Consider the following 18,624-nt stretch of genomic DNA (forward strand, 5'->3'; position numbering starts at 1 on the left):
GTTCACGGAGCGGGCGACACGGCAATACCGGCCTCGATGAAGGTCTTCAGCTTGTTGCGCATCGTGCGCACCGAAATGCCGAGAATGCCCGAGGCCGAGGTGCGGTTGCCGTGGCAGCGTTGCAGCGTTTGCAGGATCAGTTCGCGCTCGACCTCATCCACGGTACGCCCGACCAGCCCTTCGATTTCGAGTCGGCCTTCGTGGGCGCTATGGTCCTGCGCGAGTTGCGACCCGTCGACCAAAACGATGTCGCGTGCCTCGATCCGCGCCCCGCGCGCGATCAAGACCGCGCGGTGGATGGCGTCTTCGAGTTCGCTGACATTGCCGGGCCAGCCATAAGCCTGCAGCACGCCTTCCGCCGCATCGCTGAGCGGGCGCGGGGACAGGCCATCGGCGTCGGCGAGGCGGTGGGCAAAGTGCCGCGCGAGCAGAGCGATATCCCCGCGCCGCGCGCGCAGCGGGGGCATTTCGATCCGGGCAAGGCCGAGGCGCGCGAGCAGGTCGGCACGGAACGCCCCCGCCGCGACGCGCTGATGCAGGTCGATCGTGGAGGTGGCGAGAACGCGCGCCTGCACCGCCACCGCGCGGTTGCCGCCAACACGGCGGATGTGATGTTCCTGCAATGCCGAGAGCAACCGCGCCTGCGTCCCTGGCGACAGGGCACCAACCTCGCGCAGCAGGATCGTGCCGTTGCCAGCCTTTTCGAAGCGACCGATCCGCAACCCGAGCGCGCCGGCAAAGGCACCTTCCTCATGCCCGAACAGTTCCGAATCGACGATTTCAGGCGCGACGCCTGCGCATTCCACGACCAGGATCGGGCCGAGCCGCCCCGATGCCTCATGGATGGCGCGGGCCATCAGGCCCTTGCCGGTGCCGGTTTCGCCGACCAGCAACACCGGCGACGCGCTCGGCGCGACCGCCAGCGCCAGGTTGCGCGCGCGCACCAGATCGGGCGCGTCGCCGAGAATTTCGACCGATCCGCGTGCCACCACCGAGGCGATGGCGGCGGCGATCAGCGCGCGTTCGGGCGGCAACGGCAGATAGTCGCGGGCACCCGCCCGGATCGCCGCAACCGCTTGCTGGGCCGAGGCGTTGATGCCGCAGGCGATGACGGGGACCGCGAAACGTTCTTCGCGCAGATGCTGGAGGAAGCCACGAATATCGGCATCGACGTCGATCATCACCAAATCGCCACCGCTCATCCGCAACAGCGCAATCGCTTCGGAAGCGTCGTCCGCCATCGTCACGTCAGCGCCTGCCGCGCGCGCCAGATCGGCGGCGAGGCGAAATTCCGAACCCGGCGCCCCAACCAGCAGCAGGCGTACCGCGGGAGCCATTCCCTTCATCGTTCACCCCGCACGATTTCGGTCAGCGTCACGCCGAGCGAACCGTCGATCAGCACGACTTCGCCACGCGCGATCAGGCGGTTGTTGACGAAGATATCAACCGGCTCCCCGACGCGACGATCGAGTTCGACGACGGTGCCGACGACGAGCTGAAGCAGCTTGCCGACCGGCATACGCGACCGGCCAAGCACGGCCTGCACTTTGACGGGCACGTCATAGACGGCCTCAAGACCTTCGGCCGTGCTGTTGCCGCCCGGCGCGCGATTGGGTTCATCGTCAAAGTCGGCGATGAAGGGCTGTTCGGTCTGCGCAGGCTGATCGATCGCGACCAGCGAGGGTTCGGAATCCATAGGCTGTTCCATCTTATGAGTTCATCCATTGCCGGATTACGGAGGCGGATTCGGGCGGACTCTCCGCGATCGTCGAGCCGATGCGTTTGAGTGCCGAAAGTTTGATGCGGCCATCGACCTGGGCGAGCGCGATTTCCTGATCGAGCAGGTGCTGTTCGCCGCCCAGCGCGGCGATTTGCTGCATTGCTTCGGCGTCGCCATCGGCCGCGCGTGCGGCGAGCGCCAGGCGTTCAGGATCATTGCCAAGCTGCGGTGCCTGGTTCGCCATAATGGCCGGCTCGGCGGCGGGTTTGGGCCGCAACATGCGCAGGACAATGATGCCGACCACGGCGATCACCACCAGTTCGAGCAGCGAGAAGACCTTGTCCATCGGCAGCAGCGAGAGGATCCCGCTCTTGTTTTCAGCCAGTGCATCGCCAGCGGTGAAGGGCATACTTTCCACCACAACGCTGTCGCCGCGCTTGGCATCGATCCCGGCGGCATTTTCGACGATACGCGTCAGCCGCTGGATCTGGGCGGCGGGCAGGCCCTTGGGGCCGCCATCCACCATCACCGCGATCGACAACCGCTTGATCTGCCCGGGCACGCGTACCGTTACGGTGTGGGTGCTGCTATTCTCATAGGTGGTGTCTTCGGAGTTTTGCGTGCTCGCGGTCTTGCGCGTGGTGCCCGATCCCGTCGCGGTGGCCTGTGCGTCGGGCAATTGCGCGCCGACCGAAGCCTGCGGCGCGACCCCGTTATTCTCGGCATTCTGATCGCCCGATTCGACCGTGGTCTGGTGGCCGATGACTTGCTTGTCGGGGTCGAACGCGGTGGTTTCCTCGCGCGTCTGGTCGCGGTCGATCAGCGCGGAAACCTCCGCGCGGACCTTGCCCATGCCGACGATCGGGGTGAGCAATGATTCGATTTCGTCGCGCAATTTTGCTTCGGTGGCGGTTTGGCGCTCATCGGCTTCGGCACCGCCTGCTGACCCGGTGTCGCCCGCGCGGGCAAGCAGGGCACCGGTCTGATCGACCACCGACACCGCTTCGGGCGCGAGTTCGGGCACTGACGACGCCACCAGATAGCGGATCGAGGCAACCGCTTCGGAGGACAGGCGCCCTTTGGTCTTGACGGTAACGGCGGCGGTCGATTTGCGGCTTTCGGTCGCAAACATCGCGCGCTCGGGCATTACGATGTGGACGCGTGCCTTGGATACGCCATCCAGGCTTTCGATCGATTTGGCGAGTTCGCCCTCGATCGCGCGCGTTTCGTTCAACTTGGCGCGTGAGGCGGAAACGCCGAAACTCTGTTCGTTGTCGAGCACGTCATAGCCGATCTTGCCACCAAGGCGATCGCCCGCCATCGTCATGCGCAATTCGGCGAGCTTGTCCTGCGGCGCGAGGATCGAGGTGCCGTCGGCGGACAGGCGATAGTCGACGCCCTTTGCCTTCAGCTTCTCGGTGATCGATTGGGCGGCGGCGGGGTCAAGATCGGTGAACAGAAAGCCCATCGACGACGTCGATCCGCGCGTTGCGACGAAGGCGAGCGCGGCCAGCACGGCCAGCGCCACACCGGCCATTACGGCGAGCCGTCTTACGCCCAATTGCGAAAAGAGAGTGCGCGCTGCGTCCAAAGTGTGTCCCGATCCTGATCGTCGGGGCGAACCCCCATGACTATCTTATAGGATGGAGACGGGCGGCAATTTCTGCCGGGCGGAAAAAATTGCCGGGTGATGGTGTCCGGGTAGCGTAGCGTCAGGCGGAGGGGTCAGGCGACGGGCGGCGGCGCGAGCAAGGGGGCCAGTTCGTTTTCCACCGCCGCGCGCCGGGCGGCCTGATCGAGCGCGAGGCCACCTTGCTCCCAATCGATCAACGCATCGCCGGGATTGAGCGTGGCATCGGGCACGACCCCCAGATGGAGCTTGCGGCGGTCGGCCGCCTGGCGCTGGGCGACACGCGCCTCGACCGCTTCGACCAAATCGGGGTGGACGCGCACCTGCAATTCGGTGCCGCGCGCGACTTGCTGCAAGACCCGTCCGATACCGTCATCGATCAGCGCGGCAGGATCCAAAGCGAGCGCGCGCCCCGCGATGAAGGCAGCCGCCGCCAGGGCGACATCGGTCGCATCGGCGACGAAGCGGCGCGTCATGTCGGTAAAGCGCGCGTCGATGGCGTCGATCGCACCGTGCAACGCATCGATTGCGCACAGCAAGGCCGCGTCGCGTTCGGTACGCGCCTGGGCAAGCCCCGCCTCGAACGCATCCGCCCGCGCGATTGACAGCGCGTTCTCATGGTCGGCGTTGCGGGCGTCGAGTTCGGCGCGCAGCGCGGCCTGATCGAGCAGGGAATCGGGGATGTCGAACGGTGTTGGCGCCCCCGCCGTGAAGACACGGTCGAAGGCGAAGCGCTCGACGCTGTGAAAACTCATGCGCGTATTTCCTTCACACAATCATCATGTCGTCGCTCTTGGGATCGACAAGCGTGATTTCGCCGGCATCGGCCAGCGTCTTGGCAAGCCGCACGAGCGAGGATTGTGCCTCCTCGCAATCGCGCGCGCGCACCGGGCCCATTCCCGCCATATCCTCGCGCAGCAGCTTGGCGGCGCGTTCGGTCATGGTGCCGAAGAACAGTTTCTTCATTTCCTCGGGCGCGCCCTTCAGCGCCAGCGCCATTTCGCGCTTGTCGGCATTGCGCACGACCACGGCAATCGCGGCGGGCAGCAGATTGCCAAGGTCCTCGAAGGTGAACATCAGCGCGCGAATACGGATGGCGGATTCGGGCGCGCGTTCGTCGAGCGCGGCGAGCATCTTTTCCTCGGTCGAGCGGTCGAGCGCGTTGAACATGTCGGCCATCGCTTCATGCGGATCGCGCTTGTTGGAGCGCGACAGATTGGCCATGAATTCGGTGCGCAACGTCTGTTCGATCTCCAGGATAACCTCTTTCTGGACGGTCTCCATCCGCAACATGCGCATGATGACATCGACCGAAAATTCGCTCGGCAATTCCGACAAGACGCGCGCGGCATGTTCCGAGCGCAGCTTCGACAGGATCACCGCGACGGTCTGCGGATATTCATGGCGCAACCCTTGCGCGAGCACGGTTTCGCTGACGTTGGAGAGTTTGTCCCACATCGTCCGGCCCGACGGGCCACGGATGTCCTCCATGATGTCCTTGACGCGCTCGCCGGGCAGGATGCCCGACAGCAAGCGCTCGGTCGATTCATAGGAGCCGTGCAGCGAGGCCATGCTGGCGACTTCGCCGCTGAAATGCACCAGCAGATATTCGACGACCACCGCCGGGATGCGGCCAAGGCCGGCGATCGTTGCCGACAATTCCTTGATTTCGTCGACCGAAAGCTGCTCCCAGATGGGCGCGCCATGCTCTTTTCCGAGTGCGAGCATCAAGGCAGCGGCGCGTTGCTGACCGGTGAATCGTTTCATCTCAGGCGGTTCGCCTATTTGCGCCATCATGTTCACCAATTTTCCCCAGAAAATTCGTCGAAAGCACAGCCTTCGAGTGTCTCTCCCGTCTATTATAGGAAGAGTGTTATAGGGACGGCGGAGATGTCGGCGGATTTATCGAGTGGCCTGATCGGACTGAGTGTCATGACAGGCACCAATTCCTTTACGAGTTTTGGCGCGGCGCCGACCGTCGAATCCAAAGCCGTGCGCGTCGCCAAGGCGCAATTCACCACCGCCGCGACAACACCGCCGTGGAAGGAAACCGCAACCACGCTGCCCGTTTCGGCACAGGTTTCGGCGATCAAGGCGATGAAGACGATCGTCGACAAGCCTGCCACCGGCGCGGACGCGCTGCCCCCCGATGTGCAGACCAGCTTCACGGCCTACAAAGCGCTCGACCGGCTGCGGTTGCTGTCGGAGACGGCCGCCGCCAAGACCACCAACGATGCCCAGCGCGCTTCGCTGCAAACCGCCTTTGCCAAAGGGTTGACCGACCTGAAGGCGTTTCTGGCGCACGCCCCCAATGGCACCGCGATGGACCTGTCGTTCGCGCAGCCCGCGCGCAGCGTCACCAGCGTGGGGGTTCCGGCACCCGATGCCTATACCGTCAAGGGGCCCGAAGTCGCCGCGAGCCGGTCGGACCCGTTGCCCGGCATGACCGGGCAGGAGCAGTTCAAGATCACGCTCAACAAGCCGGGTGCGAGCGATACCGTCACGATCGATCTGTCGCAGGGGATACAGCCGCCGACGCTGGATTCGGTGTCGGATGCGATGAACAAGGCGATCAGCGATATTCCGCTGCGCAACCCCGATGGCAGCGTGCGGCTCGACGAAAATGGTCAGCCGCAGCCGCGCTGGCTGGTGCATTTCGTGCCCGATCGCGGCACCGATAAATGGGGGCTGACGCTCAAATCGCCTAACGGTGTGGACCGGGTTTCGATCGACCAGGTCAATGCCGCCCCCGCATTGCTGGTCGCGACCGGGCAATCCAGCGTCGTCCCGCTCGCGCTTGGGCAGACGGCGGTGCCGGGTCAGCCGGTGGTAACAACGCCGACCGCGACCCAGGTCTTCCGGTTCGACGATCCGGCGGGCGCGATGTCGCAAAAATCGCTCGCCACGGTCAGCGCGCTCGACCGCGTCGCCACCGAACAGGCGAAGATTCTCGGCAAGACCACGAGTTCCACCACCACCTTCAAGACCGATTATAACGGCGCGAGGGTTGCGACGACGACCAAGACGACCGCCGTCCAGGCCAATACCGATGCGGCGGCAATGGCCACCGATGCGCAGGGCAACACCTATGTCGTCGGCACGACGCGCGGCGATCTGGGTTCGGACCGCTCGAACGGGTCGGATACGCTGTTCCTGACGAAGCTCGATGGTGCGGGCAAGGTCGTTTGGGAGCGCGGGCTCGGCGCGGCGGGGGCGTCCACCGGCGCTGCGGTCAGCGTCGCTGCCAATGGCGATGTGGTGGTGGCAGGCACCGTTACCGGCAGTTTGGACGGGGTAAAGCATGACGGCGACATGTTCGTCGCGCGCTATAACGGGCTTGGCGACGAGGCATTTACGACCGTTGTTCCCGGCGTTGGCGGTGATGTCGCCAAGGCGGTTGCAGTCGGGGCGGATGGTTCGATCTTCGTCGGGGGTAAAAGCGCGACGGGCGGCGGCGATGCTTTTGTCGCCCGGCTCGACTCGACGGGCCACGTTGCCGATCGCCGCGCGATCGATTCGGGTGGAAGCGAATCGATCTCCGCTTTGGCGATCGGCAATGACGGCAATGTGCTGGCGTTGATGAACAACGGTGGCACCGCGCAAGTACGCAAGCTCGACGCCGGAGCATTGTCCAACGATCTGGGTACGATCGACCTGGGACAGGCCGATGCGCGCGCGCTGGCGGTGGCGAGCGACGGCACGATCGCGGTCGGCGGTGCGGCGCGCGGGGCGCTGTCGGGCACGCAAGTCAACGCCATGTCGGGCGGGCGCGATGGCTTTGTCGCGCGGATCGACAGCGCGCTGAGCGGCGCCGCGGTCACCTATGTCGGCAGCGCGCAGGACGATCAGGTCGACAGCGTCGCTTTCCTGGATGGCGCGATCTATGCGGGTGGCCGCACGGCGGGGGCGATCGGCGCGGCACGCTCGGGCACGGTCGATGCGTTCGTAACGCGGATCGACGGTACGACCGGCGCGGTCGCCAGCACCACGCAGTTCGGCCAAAGCGGGCAAACCGCGCAGCCCGTGCGCCTGACCGTCGCGGCGACGGGCACCAACAGCCTGGGGGCGCTCGGCTTTGGCAGCGGGACGATCAACCCCGAGGTTTCGCCCAAGCTGGTGACGCAGACCGCGCTGCGGGTAGGCGATTCCTTCTCGATCAGCATCGATGGCGGCACGGCGAAGAAGATCACCATCACCGCCGATGACACGATGAAGACGCTGTCCGATCGGATCGGCAAGCTCACCGGCACCAAGGGCAGTTCGAGCACGCCGCGCATCAGCGGCATGAAGAGCCTGCGGATTGATGCCGCAGCGGGGCATTCGATCGAGATCATCCCCGGCACGGGCGATCGCGATGCACTGGCGAAGCTGGGCATCGAGCCACAGCGGATCGAAACGCCGCTGCCGGTGGCCACAAATGCGCCCGTCGTGCGGCCAGGGGGGCAATATGGCCTGGACCTGAGCACGGCGCTGAATCTGACAACGGCTGCCGATGCCAAGGCGGCGTTCGGCAAGATCAAACAGGCGGTGTCGATGACGCAGACTGCTTATCGCTCGCTCTATTGGGACGATGGCAAGGCCAACATTGTGGACAATACGAAGAAGGCAAGGACCGGCACCGGAACCGCCTATCAGCAGGCGCAACTGGCCGGTTACCAGTCCGCGCTTGCGCGCCTGACTCCTGCCGCCACCGATACCACCCTTACCGTCGCATCGTTGCTCGGAGCCTAGCCTATGACCGTTCCTGCGATCCTGGCGGGCATCCGCACCGAAATGAAGCATTTGGCCGATCGGCAGCGCGTTATTTCGCAGAACATCGCCAATTCGGAAACGCCGGGCTTCAAGGCGCGCGATGTGGCAGCCCCCAATTTCTCTGCGCTGCTCGCGGCGCAGCAAGGGGGCGCGGGGGGCGGCGTGCCAGCCGTCGCAACGCCGACGGTGCAGTTGACCGCCAGCATGGCCGCGCTTGGCGCGCGTGCGCCGCTGGGGGCGTCGTCGATTCTCGATACCGATGTCAGCGAAACCAAGCCCGACGGGAATAACGTCACGCTGGAAGATCAATTGCTCAAAATGGGGCAGATCCAGGCTGATTTCGCGGCGGTGACCAACATCTATCGCAAGCAATTGTCGATGCTGAAAAGCGCGCTTGGTCACGGCGGGTAAAGCGACATCTTACGTCGGGGATTGGTTGGGCAGTAGCCATCGCCAAGGCCGCCACGGTCCGGTATAACGGGTGCCACCACCGCCTGTTTAACGAGATTCGAGCGTGACCATACCGTTTTTGCCCGTGTTACGTTGAAATTCTAAAGACCCCTTCGGGCGGCGCGTCGGGTTTGTCCGGCGCGCCGTCTTTTGTGAATGGACGAACCGCCCATGTCGCTGCCGCCTGCCGATCGTCGCGCTTTTCTGAAGACCTTGATGGCCGGTGGTGGCGCGGCGGCGGGGGGCATGTTTCCGTCGATCGCGCGCGCGCTTTCCATCCCGGCCAATCGCCGCACGGGAACGGTGATGGATGTCGAGCATGTCGTGATCCTCACCCAGGAAAACCGCGCCTTCGACCATTATTTCGGCGCGATGCCGGGGGTGCGCGGCTTTGGCGATCGCTTCGCCATTCCCGTGCCCGATGTCGGTGAGCGGCGCGGGGCGACGGTGTTCGTGCAGCCGAGCGAACATGCCGGGCCGCCCGACTGGATCGCGCCCTTCCACCTCGACACCAAGCGCGATTTCCGGCTGATGCGTCCGCTCGGCACGCCGCACGGATTCCCCGACAGTCAGGCGGCGTGGGACAATGGCCGCATGGGCGGCTGGCCCAAGGCCAAGCACGACCATGCGATGGCCTATTTCACGCGCGAGGACATTCCGTTCCAATATGCGCTGGCCGAGTCCTTCACGCTGTGCGACGCCTATCACGCAGCGCTGCATCTCAGCACCAATCCCAACCGGCTCTATATCTGGACCGGCACGCATGATGCGCAGGCGCGGGCCAATGGCCCCGCGATCGACAATGGTTATGACGGGCTGGAAGATCCGCGTGGCCACGGCGGCTATGCCTGGACGACCTATCCCGAGCGGCTGCAGGCGGCGGGCGTCAGCTTCCAGATCTATCAGCAGATGGAAGACAATTTCAGCGACAATCCGCTGATCGGCTTCCGCCGCTATCGCGATGCGCGCACGGCGACGTCGGGGCCTGGCGCCGATTTGATCCGGCGGACGCTGACGACGCGCGGGCTCGATCTGCTCAAGGCCGATGTGCTGGCCGACAAACTTCCCCAGGTCTCGTGGATCATCGCGCCGACGGCGGCGTCGGAACATCCGAGCGTCTCCACGCCGCTGCAGGGGGCGGATTATACCGCGCAAGTGCTCGATGCGCTGACCGCCAATCCCGAGGTGTGGGCCAAGACGGTGCTGCTGCTCAATTTCGATGAGAATGACGGGCTGTTCGACCATGTCCCGCCGCCCGCGCCGCCGGCGCACGATCCGCGCGATCCGGCGCGCTTGCTCGGTGGCACCACGGTGGCCGCTGAAGACGAATATCACCGCCATTCGCAAGATGAGGCGGATGCGGCGTATCTCGATCGCCCTTATGGGCTGGGGCCGCGCGTGCCGATGTATGTCGTCTCGCCCTGGAGCCGCGGCGGCTATGTTGCGTCCGAAGTGTTCGATCACACCAGCGTGATCCGCTTCCTCGAAACGCGCTTCGGCGTGGCCGAACCCAATATCAGCGCGTGGCGGCGCGCGGTGTGCGGCGATTTAACCTCCTGCTTCGATTTCTCGCGTGCCGATCGCCGGGCGTTCGCCAAGGCCTTGCCGCCGACGCGCGCGCTGTCCGAGCGTGCGGCCACGCTCAAGGAAACGCGCCCGCTGCCACCCGCCGCGCTCACCGCCCCGGTGCAAGAAGCCGGTATCCGCCGCCGCCGCGCGACGCCTTATCGGCTCGATGTGACGCTGGCGGTTGCGGCAGGGCAAGCACCGAGTTTGCTGCTGTCCAACACCGGGCGCGAGCGGGCAGCGGTGTTCCACCTCTATCCGCTGACCGATCTTGCGGGCGGGCCGCGCCGCTATACCGTTGGCGCGGGGCAATCGCTCGCGGCCGAGCTGCCGGTGGGCGCCGATGGGGCGTATGATGCGTTCCTGCTGGGGCCCGCCGGGTTCCATCGGCGCTTTACCGGGCGCAATGCGGGCTTCGCGCCGGTGCTGGAGGGTGAAGGCAAGCGGGTGCGCTTACGGGTGCGCAACCATAGCGATGCGCGGTTGACGCTGACGGTGCGCGATCTCGCTTATGGCCAGCCGCCGCGCACGCTGGAGGTCGCCGCGCACGCCGAACGCGTCGTGCCGGTCGATCTGTCGGGCAGCCACGGTTGGTACGATATGCTCGTTACCAGCGCGACCGAGCACGTTCGGCTTGCCGGGCATAAGGAGAGCGGCACCGAATCGTTCACCGATCCGGTCGCGCACGGCGCGGCTCCGCTGGTAATGGCGTCTCCCAACCCGGTCGCGTGAGTCCCCGCCCCGCAGAACTCGCGCGGCGTCGCGTTTAGCGCTTGCCGAGCGCGTAGGCCTGCGTTCCGTGCGTGAGGACGCGATCCTCGGGCAACAGCGTCGCGACCGCTATGTCGGACATGCCGACCAATTCCTCGTAAAGCGGCGCGAAATCGGTTTCGACCGTTACGCGCAGCAATTCATCGAAGCTGGGGATGACGAAATAATTCTGCTGGAAATCGTCGATGCGGTAGTCGGTGCGCATCACGCGATTGAGGTCGAAGGCGATACGGTTGGGGCTGGCATCGTCGAGCGCGAAGCGGCTTTCGGCGAAACTGGAGACGATCCCCGCGCCGTAAATGCGCAAGCCCTCGGGCTCGGCGATCAAGCCAAATTCGACCGTGTACCAGTATAGCCGCCCGAGATATTTGAGCGCATCGAGCCCCTGCGCGCGCTGCCCGCCGCGACCATAAGCCGCGAGATAATCGGCAAAGACCGGGTCGGCGAGCATCGGCACATGGCCGAACACGTCGTGGAACACATCGGGTTCCTGCAGATAATCGAGCTGGTCGGGCCGGCGGATGAAATTGCCCGCGACGAAACGGCGATTGGCCATGTGATCGAAGAACACGTCGTCGGGCACCAGCCCCGGCACCGCCACCACTTGCCAGCCGGTGAGCTTCATCAACCGTTCCGACAGTTCGTCGAAATCGGGGATGCCGGGCTTGGACAGCTTCAGTACATCCAGCCCGCGTAAATACGCGTCGGAGGCACGACCGGGCAGCAATTTGGCCTGGCGCGCGAACAGCGTATCCCACACGCGGTGCTCCTCCTGGGTGAAGTGCGCCCAGTCCTGCGGGATCGTCCAGTCTTCCGCCGCATTGGCGGGTGGGTGGTCAAGAACATGCGTTTCTTCGATCATTGGAACAGGGTAGCACAGGCGTGGCGGGGCAGGAAACGGGTTGCAGATGAAACGACTTGTGAGCGGGCTGCACCACCGGAATCGCCGATGAAGCCGCCGTCGAAACTGCTCTGGGCGTTGGAAGTGCCGCGTGGCGCATGGGGCCTCGCCTCGCTCGCAGGCGGGCGCGCGACATTGGCGCAGGCCCCGCGCGGTGATGGGCGAGCGATCTTGCTGCTGCCAGGGTTGTTCAACGGCGATGCTTCGGGGGTGTTCCTGCGGCGATATCTGCGCGGGCTGGGGTATCGCGCCGAGGGCTGGGGGCTCGGGCGCAATCTCGGCGCGCGGACGATTGGGCCGGATGGTGCGCGCCTGTTCGCGCGGATCCGCGCGCTGCATGACGAAACCGGTGCGCCGGTGACGCTGGTCGGGGTCAGCCTGGGCGGAATCATGGCGCGCTTCGCCGCGCACCGTCTGCCCGGCATGGTGCGCGAGGTCGTGACGATCAGTTCCCCCTTCGCTGGCGACCCGCGGGCCACCAACGTGTGGCGCGCGTTCGAACTGCTGACCGGGGAGCGTGTCGACGCGCCGCATGTGCGCGCGCAAAGCGCGCTCGTCGCGAAGCCGCTGCCCGTGCCGAGCACCGCGATCTGGAGCCGCAGCGACGGGCTGGTCAACGGCATGATTTGTCATGATGCCGCCAGCCGTGCGATCGAAGTGCGCAGCAGCCATATCGGGGTGCAGGTGCGCCCTGCCGTCTTGCTGGCGGTGGCGCGGGTGCTGGGCGGCGAGGCGACCTAGCGCACCCGCCGCCGATCAGGACTTATCGCTCGGCGTGGGGCCGATATTGGTCGCAATCGTCGCGATGTTGCGCACGACATTCCTCAAACTGGCGTTTCAGCTCGCGCCCCTCACGCGCTTCCTGCTTGCGTACCTTGCGGCCGTAATTGCGGTCCGATTCGGACTGGCTGGTGGTGGTCCAGTCAGCCGCCTTGCTGGTCGCCTTGACCGGAAGCGTGGCCAGACTGACCGCCGTTTTGGCAAGGCAGCCGCCGCCGAGTAGCGGGAGCAAGGCGATGACGGCGATGACGGACTTGCGCATTACTGGCCTTTCGTCTTGGCACGCTGGGCGTTGCGCGCATCGACGCCAATATAGGCGAAATCGGTAAAGAAGCCATCGATGCCGAGATTGAGGAAGCGCGTGATCTCCTCGGCCAGCTTGCCATGCACAACCGGATCGGCGCCGACGCGCAGCGATGGCGGCAGGAACATGTTTTCCGCGCGGAACGTCCACGGGTGGAGCCGCAGCCCCGCCGCATGGGCATTGGCGACCAGCGTCGAGGGAGCGGCGTCGCCGTGCTGGATCATGTCCTTATTGGGGCCGATCCCATAGGCATACGCCGCGACGGCCTTGAGCCCCTCGGGCGTCGTCATCGCGGCGTAGCTTGGCGCGGCGTTGTCGGCGGGGGCGCCGGCAGCGTCCATCAACTGGATCAGGCGCAGGCCGGTCATGGTGTGGAGCTGTTTGAGGTTGTTGACCTCGAACGACTGGATGAACACCGGGTCGCTTGGCTTGGACCAGCCCGCCGCCTGCAACTGCGCGACGAGGCGCGCTTCCATCGGATGGCCGATGTTGGCGAAATAGGTCGGATGCTTGGTCTCGGGATAGATGCCGACGACGCGACCGCCGACCGAATGTTTCTTGGCCAGCGCAATCACCTCGGCGAGCGTCGGCACTTCGAACTGGCCATCATATTTGGCATTGTCGGGCCGCACCTTGGGCAGCCGCTCGATCGCGCGCAGCGTCTTCAGCTCGGCAAGCGTGAAATCCTCGGTGAACCAGCCGGTGTGCGTTTCGCCGTCGATCACCTTGGTGGTGCGGCGCGCGGCAAATTCGGGATGCCTGGCGACATCGGTGGTCCCGGTAATGTCGTTTTCGTGGCGCGCGACGAATACATCGTCCTTGGTCAGCACCAGATCAGGCTCGATGAAATCGGCGCCCTGTTCGATCGCCAGCGTATAAGAGGCGATGGTGTGTTCGGGCCGCAGCCCGCTCGCGCCGCGATGCGCGATGACGATGGGGGAGGAGAGCGGCTTCACCGGCACAGTCTGCGCCATCGCGCCGGGCGATACCAGTATAAGCGCCGCCATACTGGCTATTCGCGTGCGCGCGATCCCTTTAAGAAGCGCAGTCGTACGCCGATATACGGAAACCAAAACATTCATAATCGTTACCCCAAGCTCAACGGGAGGCGAGCCCCAATGCATTTCACCATCAACGGCGCGGCCCATACGGCCGAGCCCGATATTCGTGCTTCGCTGCTCGATGTGCTGCGCGAGCATCTCGGGCTGACCGGAACCAAGAAAGGTTGCGACCACGGGCAATGCGGTGCGTGCACGGTGCTGGTCAACGGCCGACGGATCAATGCGTGTCTCACGCTGGCGGTGATGCATCAGGATGATGACATTCTGACGATAGAAGGACTTGGCGGCGCAGAGAACCTGCATCCGCTGCAGGCCGCCTTCATCAAGCATGACGGATATCAGTGCGGCTATTGCACGCCGGGGCAGATTTGTTCGGCGGTCGGGATGCTCGACGAGGTGGCGAAGGGCTGGCCTAGCCATGTCAGTGCTGACCTGGAAACGGTCACGCTCGATGGCCGTGAAATTTCGGAGCGGATGAGCGGCAATCTGTGTCGCTGTTCGGCTTACCCCAACATCGTCGATGCCATTGCCGAAGTCGCCGGGGCCGAGCGCGCATGAAGGCCTTCACCTATAGCCGTGCCGAAAGCCCCGAAGCTGCCGTCGCCGCCGATGGCCGCTTCATTGCCGGCGGCACCAATTTGCTCGATTTGATGAAGCTGCAGATCGAGACGCCCGAAAAGCTGGTCGATATCAGCCGGCTCGATCTCGCGCGGGTCGAGCGGCGCGGCGATGGCGGTCTGACGATCGGGGCGTTGGTGCCCAATAGCGACCTTGCCGCCGATCCTCAGGTGATTGCGGATTATCCGGTGCTGAGCCGTGCTTTGCTGGCCGGGGCCTCCGGGCAATTGCGCAACAAGGCGACGACCGGCGGCAATCTGCTCCAGCGCACGCGGTGCCCGTATTTTTACGATACGGCGATGGCGTGCAACAAGCGTAATCCCGGTGCGGGGTGTTCGGCGATCGACGGGTTCAACCGCAATCTCGCAATCTTGGGAACGAGCGAGCAGTGCATCGCCACCAACCCCAGCGACATGGCGGTGGCGCTGCGTGCGCTGGATGCGACGATCGTCACGCTCGGTTCTGATGGCGACAAGCGCCGCATCGCGATCGGAGATTTCTATCGCTTGCCGGGCGATACGCCCGAAATCGAGACGGTGCTCCGACCGGGCGAGCTCATCACCCATGTCGAGCTGCCCGCGCCGCCTGCCGGTGTGCACGCCTATCGCAAGGTTCGCGACCGCGCCTCTTATGCCTTTGCGTTGGTATCGGTGGCAGGGGTGGTCGCGGTTGTGGAGGGCAAGATCGCCTCCGCAGCGCTGGCGTTTGGCGGGCTTGCGCCGATGCCGTGGCGCGACCCGGCGGTGGAGGCGGCGCTGGTCGGGCAAGTGCCGAGTGACGCCGTGTTTGCGGCGGCGGCGGATGCGTTGCTCGGGGAGGCCAAGGGCCACGGCGCGAACGATTTCAAGATCCCGCTCGCGCGCCGGACGCTGATCGCGACGCTGCGCACGCTGACAGGAGCCGGTGCATGAGCGACTTCACGATGAATGCCGATCATCCCGGCCTCGCAATGGATCGCGGGGTGCAGGGCGTGCTCGGTATGGGCCTCGACCGTAGCGAGGGCGCGCTCAAGGTCAGTGGCGCGGCGCATTATGGTTATGAGCATCTGGTCGAAGGCGAGGTGGCCTATGGCTATCTCATCACCGCGCCCGCCGCGAAGGGTAAGGTAACGCGCATCGACACCGAGGCTGCGCGCGCGCTGCCCGATGTGCTCGACATCATCGTCGATGATCCGCGTATCCCGCGCCAGGCGGCGGCGTTCGGTCCGGCCCATGCAGGCAATGACGCGATCGACCATTGGGACCAGGTCGTCGGCGTCGCGGTCGCGACCAGTTTTGAGGCGGCGCGGGCAGCGGCGAAAGCGGTGCGCGTCGAAGTCGCCATCGAACCCGGCCATTTCGACACGATGGCCGATATCGCCAAGGCGAGTGGCCCGCCCAAGGATTCGCGGCTGCAGGACATTGCCAAGGGCGACATCGATGACGCAATGCGACAGGCGGCGGTGACGATCGACCAGGTCTATACCACGCCTAACCAGGTCCATGCCGCGATGGAGCCACACGCTTCAGTCGCGATTTGGAATGGCGATGCGCTGACGCTGCATTCCAGCCTGCAGATCCTGAAGGTCGCGCGGCCGGTACTGGCCAAATCGCTCGGCGTTGCCGACGACAAGGTGCGTATCCTGTCGCCCTATATTGGCGGCGGCTTCGGCGGAAAGATGCTGGGGCCGGATGCGGTGCTCGCCGCGATCGCCGCGCAGAAGCTGGGGCGACCGGTCAAGATCGCGATGGCGCGTCGGCAATTGTTCCACAATGTCTATCGCCGCACCGATACCCATCAGCGCATTCGCCTCGCCGCCACCGAAGACGGCAAGCTGCTGGCGGTCGGGCATGACAGCGTCATCAGCCAGGGCCCCGATGGCGGCTTCATGGAGCCGGTCGCATTGGGGTCGATCTCGCTTTACGAGGCACCCGTCCGGCATTTCAGCCACAAGGTCGTCACGCTCGACATGGTGATGGCGGGCGCGGTGCGGGCACCAGGCGAAGCGGTCGGCACGCTCGCGCTCGAAAGCGCGATGGACGAAATGGCCGAGGCGCTGGGCCGCGATCCGATCGATTTCCGCAAGCTGAACGAGCCCAAGGTCGATCCGATGACCGGCGCGCCGTTTTCGACGCGCGGGCTGGTCGCCTGTCTCGACCGTGGGGCGGAGGCCTTTGGCTGGGCCAAGCGTTCGGCCCGGCCAGGGCAGGTGCGCGAGGGTGAATGGCTGATCGGCATGGGGGTGTCGGCGGCGGTGCGGATCAATCTGCTGGTCGATTCGGAGGCGCGGGTGACACTGTCGCCGGGTGGTCGCGCGCGGATCGAGACCGACATGACCGATATCGGCACCGGCAGCTATACCATCCTCGCGCAGATTGCGGGCGAAGCGCTGGGGCTGCCGATGGAGCGGATCGATGTGATCCTGGGCGATACCGATTTGCCGCCGGGTGCCGGCTCGGGCGGGTCGTTCGGTGCGGCGAGTGCGGGGTCCTCGGTCGCGCTGGCGTGCGAGGATATCGTCGCAACCTTGGCCGAGCGGATGGGGGCCACGGCGCAGGACATGACGTTGAAGGACGGCCATGCCGTCGCGGGTAACCGGCGCGTGCCGCTCGCCGAACTGGTCGGAGTCGAGCCGCTGGTGGCGATGGGCAAGATTGCGCAAGGCTCCAACGCGCGGACCTTCAGCCAGGCGGCGCATGGCGCGCAATTCGCCGAAGTCGCGGTGAACGGGGTGACGGGCGAAGTGCGCGTGCGGCGGATGCTCGGTGTGTTCGAGGCGGGGCGCATCCTCAACGCCAAATTGGCGCGCAGTCAGGCGATTGGCGGGATGATCTGGGGCATCGGCTATGCGCTGATGGAGGAAGCGGTGCTCGACCAGCGCCACGGCCAGTTCGTCAACCATGACCTGGGCGAATATCACGTGCCGAGCCACGCCGATGTCCCACCGCTCGACGTGCTGTTCCTCGAAGAGATCGATACCCATGCCAACCCGATTGGGGTGAAGGGGCTGGGGGAATTGTCGATTTCGGGCGCGGGGGCTGCGGTGGCCAATGCGATCTACAATGCCTGCGGCGTGCGCGTGCGCGACTTTCCGCTGACGCTCGACAAGATTCTGGCAGGGTTGCCGGAGATGTAAATCCTCCCCGGCACGGGGAGGATTAGGAGAAGATGATGGCCGATAACGATTCCGTGCTGAGTGCCGCCCTGCAGTGGAAGGGTGCGCCGCTGGCGCTCGCGACCGTGGTATCGACCTGGGGATCGGCACCGCGCCCGCGCGGCAGCCATATGATTGTCCACGGCGATGGCCGGTTCGAGGGATCGGTTTCGGGCGGTTGTGTCGAAAGCGACATCTTGGCGACCGCCGCCGAGGTGATTGCAGGCGCGCCGTTTCAGCTCAAAAACTATGGCGTGGCCGATGCCGCCGCCTGGGAAGTCGGCCTGCCGTGCGGTGGCGAGATTTCGGTGCTGGTGCAGCCGGTGTCGGCGGAAGGCTTCGATCCCGAACTGTTCGACCGTATCGCCGAGGCACAAGCGGCGGGCAAGGCGTTGGCGGTGTCGACCGATCTTGGCAGCGGGCAAAGCTCGCTGCGCCCGCTGGAGGGCGCGGCGTTCGTCAATCGCTACGATCCGCCACGACGGCTGTTCATCGTCGGCGCAGTGCAGATCGCGCAAGCGCTTGCCGGCTTGGCGCGCGAACTCGGCATTGCCGTAACGGTGATCGATCCGCGCGCGCGCTTCCTGACCGAGGAGCGTTTCCCCGGCGTCACGCTCGACGATCGCTGGCCCGACGAGGCGATCGCAGCGCTCGGCCCCGGCCCGGCGAGCGCGGTGGTGACGCTCAGCCACGATACCAAGATCGACGATCCCGCGCTGATCGCGGCGCTGGCGCGACCGACCGCTTATGTCGGCGCGCTGGGCTCGCGCCGCAGCCATGCCGCGCGGCGGGAGCGTTTGGCGGCGGCGGGCGTTGCAGATACGGACATCGATCGCATCGATGCCCCGGTCGGGCTCGACATCGGCGCAATCGGCCCCGCCGAAATCGCGCTGTCGATCGCGGCGGCTATGGTAGGAGCGTTCAACCGGAAGGACTGA

At 65.5% G+C, this 18,624-nt stretch carries 16 protein-coding genes; 8 read left to right on the top strand and 8 right to left on the bottom strand.

Annotation, left to right across the window (positions count from 1 at the left end; genetic code table 11):
• Positions 1-2 precede the first annotated feature (2 nt).
• From WC704_RS07220 to WC704_RS07240, 5 genes are all read right to left on the bottom strand, one after another.
• On the bottom strand, positions 3-1,346 hold the full coding sequence (locus WC704_RS07220; RefSeq protein WP_372889244.1) for a sigma-54-dependent transcriptional regulator: 1,344 nt from the start codon (positions 1,344-1,346) through the stop codon (positions 3-5).
• Positions 1,343-1,696, bottom strand: a complete 354-nt coding sequence (fliN, locus tag WC704_RS07225; protein ID WP_372889245.1) for a flagellar motor switch protein FliN — start codon at positions 1,694-1,696, stop codon at positions 1,343-1,345. Before fliN ends, WC704_RS07220 begins: the two co-directional genes overlap by 4 nt.
• 13 nt (positions 1,697-1,709) lie before the next feature.
• On the bottom strand, positions 1,710-3,257 hold the full coding sequence (fliF, locus tag WC704_RS07230) for a flagellar basal-body MS-ring/collar protein FliF (RefSeq protein ID WP_372889544.1): 1,548 nt from the start codon (positions 3,255-3,257) through the stop codon (positions 1,710-1,712).
• 188 nt (positions 3,258-3,445) lie between these two features.
• On the bottom strand, positions 3,446-4,105 hold the full coding sequence (locus WC704_RS07235) for a FliH/SctL family protein (protein WP_372889246.1): 660 nt from the start codon (positions 4,103-4,105) through the stop codon (positions 3,446-3,448).
• A 13-nt stretch (positions 4,106-4,118) separates the two neighbouring features.
• A complete protein-coding gene (locus tag WC704_RS07240; RefSeq protein ID WP_372889247.1) occupies positions 4,119-5,147 on the bottom strand; it encodes a flagellar motor switch protein FliG in 1,029 nt (342 codons plus the stop codon).
• Between the two features lie 93 nt (positions 5,148-5,240).
• On the opposite strand from WC704_RS07240, the gene WC704_RS07245 reads away from it, so the two are divergent.
• The 3 genes from WC704_RS07245 to WC704_RS07255 all read left to right on the top strand — a co-directional run bounded on the left by WC704_RS07245 (position 5,241) and on the right by WC704_RS07255 (position 10,850).
• Complete coding sequence (locus WC704_RS07245; protein WP_372889248.1) at positions 5,241-8,081, top strand: hypothetical protein; 2,841 nt, start codon at positions 5,241-5,243, stop codon at positions 8,079-8,081.
• A 3-nt stretch (positions 8,082-8,084) separates the two neighbouring features.
• Complete coding sequence (locus tag WC704_RS07250) at positions 8,085-8,513, top strand: flagellar basal body protein (protein ID WP_372889249.1); 429 nt, start codon at positions 8,085-8,087, stop codon at positions 8,511-8,513.
• A 210-nt stretch (positions 8,514-8,723) separates the two neighbouring features.
• Positions 8,724-10,850 (top strand): phosphocholine-specific phospholipase C, encoded by a 2,127-nt coding sequence (locus tag WC704_RS07255; RefSeq protein ID WP_372889250.1) that lies wholly within the window; start codon positions 8,724-8,726, stop codon positions 10,848-10,850.
• 34 nt (positions 10,851-10,884) lie between these two features.
• Here the strand turns inward: WC704_RS07255 and phhA are convergent, their stop codons facing one another.
• Entirely contained in the window at positions 10,885-11,751 is an 867-nt protein-coding gene (gene phhA, locus WC704_RS07260; RefSeq protein ID WP_372889251.1) for a phenylalanine 4-monooxygenase, read from the bottom strand.
• Between the two features lie 87 nt (positions 11,752-11,838).
• Between phhA and WC704_RS07265 the strand changes: the two genes are divergently transcribed.
• Positions 11,839-12,531, top strand: coding sequence for an esterase/lipase family protein (locus tag WC704_RS07265; RefSeq protein WP_372889252.1), 693 nt, complete (start codon positions 11,839-11,841; stop codon positions 12,529-12,531).
• A 22-nt stretch (positions 12,532-12,553) separates the two neighbouring features.
• Here the strand turns inward: WC704_RS07265 and WC704_RS07270 are convergent, their stop codons facing one another.
• Both WC704_RS07270 and WC704_RS07275 read right to left on the bottom strand, forming a co-directional pair.
• Positions 12,554-12,832 carry a hypothetical protein gene (locus WC704_RS07270; RefSeq protein WP_372889253.1) on the bottom strand — a complete coding sequence of 93 codons (279 nt, stop codon included), beginning with the start codon at positions 12,830-12,832 and terminating at the stop codon, positions 12,554-12,556.
• Positions 12,832-13,881 (bottom strand): glycerophosphodiester phosphodiesterase, encoded by a 1,050-nt coding sequence (locus WC704_RS07275; RefSeq protein WP_372889254.1) that lies wholly within the window; start codon positions 13,879-13,881, stop codon positions 12,832-12,834. Before WC704_RS07275 ends, WC704_RS07270 begins: the two co-directional genes overlap by 1 nt.
• 111 nt (positions 13,882-13,992) lie before the next feature.
• Between WC704_RS07275 and WC704_RS07280 the strand changes: the two genes are divergently transcribed.
• Genes WC704_RS07280 through WC704_RS07295 form a run of 4 tightly spaced genes read left to right on the top strand, consistent with a single transcriptional unit; the run spans position 13,993 to position 18,624 of the window.
• Positions 13,993-14,493 (top strand): 2Fe-2S iron-sulfur cluster-binding protein, encoded by a 501-nt coding sequence (locus tag WC704_RS07280; protein ID WP_372889255.1) that lies wholly within the window; start codon positions 13,993-13,995, stop codon positions 14,491-14,493.
• Complete coding sequence (locus tag WC704_RS07285; protein ID WP_372889256.1) at positions 14,490-15,464, top strand: xanthine dehydrogenase family protein subunit M; 975 nt, start codon at positions 14,490-14,492, stop codon at positions 15,462-15,464. Before WC704_RS07280 ends, WC704_RS07285 begins: the two co-directional genes overlap by 4 nt.
• Positions 15,461-17,668 (top strand): xanthine dehydrogenase family protein molybdopterin-binding subunit, encoded by a 2,208-nt coding sequence (locus tag WC704_RS07290; RefSeq protein WP_372889257.1) that lies wholly within the window; start codon positions 15,461-15,463, stop codon positions 17,666-17,668. Before WC704_RS07285 ends, WC704_RS07290 begins: the two co-directional genes overlap by 4 nt.
• A gap of 35 nt (positions 17,669-17,703) precedes the next feature.
• Positions 17,704-18,624, top strand: coding sequence for an XdhC family protein (locus WC704_RS07295; RefSeq protein WP_372889258.1), 921 nt, complete (start codon positions 17,704-17,706; stop codon positions 18,622-18,624).

The organism is Sphingomonas sp. (genome assembly GCF_041661885.1).
In the GTDB taxonomy this organism is placed as follows: domain Bacteria; phylum Pseudomonadota; class Alphaproteobacteria; order Sphingomonadales; family Sphingomonadaceae; genus Sphingomonas.

Excerpts from the sequence above, each read along its gene's own strand:
- WC704_RS07220 (WP_372889244.1), bottom strand. The coding sequence starts at position 1,346 with ATGAAGGGAATGGCTCCCGCGGTACGCCTGCTGCTGGTTGGGGCGCCG.
- WC704_RS07255 (WP_372889250.1), top strand. The coding sequence starts at position 8,724 with ATGTCGCTGCCGCCTGCCGATCGTCGCGCTTTTCTGAAGACCTTGATG.
- WC704_RS07295 (WP_372889258.1), top strand. The coding sequence starts at position 17,704 with ATGGCCGATAACGATTCCGTGCTGAGTGCCGCCCTGCAGTGGAAGGGT.
- fliN (WP_372889245.1), bottom strand. The coding sequence starts at position 1,696 with ATGGATTCCGAACCCTCGCTGGTCGCGATCGATCAGCCTGCGCAGACC.
- phhA (WP_372889251.1), bottom strand. The coding sequence starts at position 11,751 with ATGATCGAAGAAACGCATGTTCTTGACCACCCACCCGCCAATGCGGCG.
- WC704_RS07240 (WP_372889247.1), bottom strand. The coding sequence starts at position 5,147 with ATGATGGCGCAAATAGGCGAACCGCCTGAGATGAAACGATTCACCGGT.
- WC704_RS07265 (WP_372889252.1), top strand. The coding sequence starts at position 11,839 with ATGAAGCCGCCGTCGAAACTGCTCTGGGCGTTGGAAGTGCCGCGTGGC.
- WC704_RS07275 (WP_372889254.1), bottom strand. The coding sequence starts at position 13,881 with ATGGCGGCGCTTATACTGGTATCGCCCGGCGCGATGGCGCAGACTGTG.
- WC704_RS07270 (WP_372889253.1), bottom strand. The coding sequence starts at position 12,832 with ATGCGCAAGTCCGTCATCGCCGTCATCGCCTTGCTCCCGCTACTCGGC.
- WC704_RS07245 (WP_372889248.1), top strand. The coding sequence starts at position 5,241 with ATGTCGGCGGATTTATCGAGTGGCCTGATCGGACTGAGTGTCATGACA.
- WC704_RS07285 (WP_372889256.1), top strand. The coding sequence starts at position 14,490 with ATGAAGGCCTTCACCTATAGCCGTGCCGAAAGCCCCGAAGCTGCCGTC.
- WC704_RS07280 (WP_372889255.1), top strand. The coding sequence starts at position 13,993 with ATGCATTTCACCATCAACGGCGCGGCCCATACGGCCGAGCCCGATATT.
- WC704_RS07235 (WP_372889246.1), bottom strand. The coding sequence starts at position 4,105 with ATGAGTTTTCACAGCGTCGAGCGCTTCGCCTTCGACCGTGTCTTCACG.
- WC704_RS07290 (WP_372889257.1), top strand. The coding sequence starts at position 15,461 with ATGAGCGACTTCACGATGAATGCCGATCATCCCGGCCTCGCAATGGAT.
- fliF (WP_372889544.1), bottom strand. The coding sequence starts at position 3,257 with ATGGCCGGTGTGGCGCTGGCCGTGCTGGCCGCGCTCGCCTTCGTCGCA.
- WC704_RS07250 (WP_372889249.1), top strand. The coding sequence starts at position 8,085 with ATGACCGTTCCTGCGATCCTGGCGGGCATCCGCACCGAAATGAAGCAT.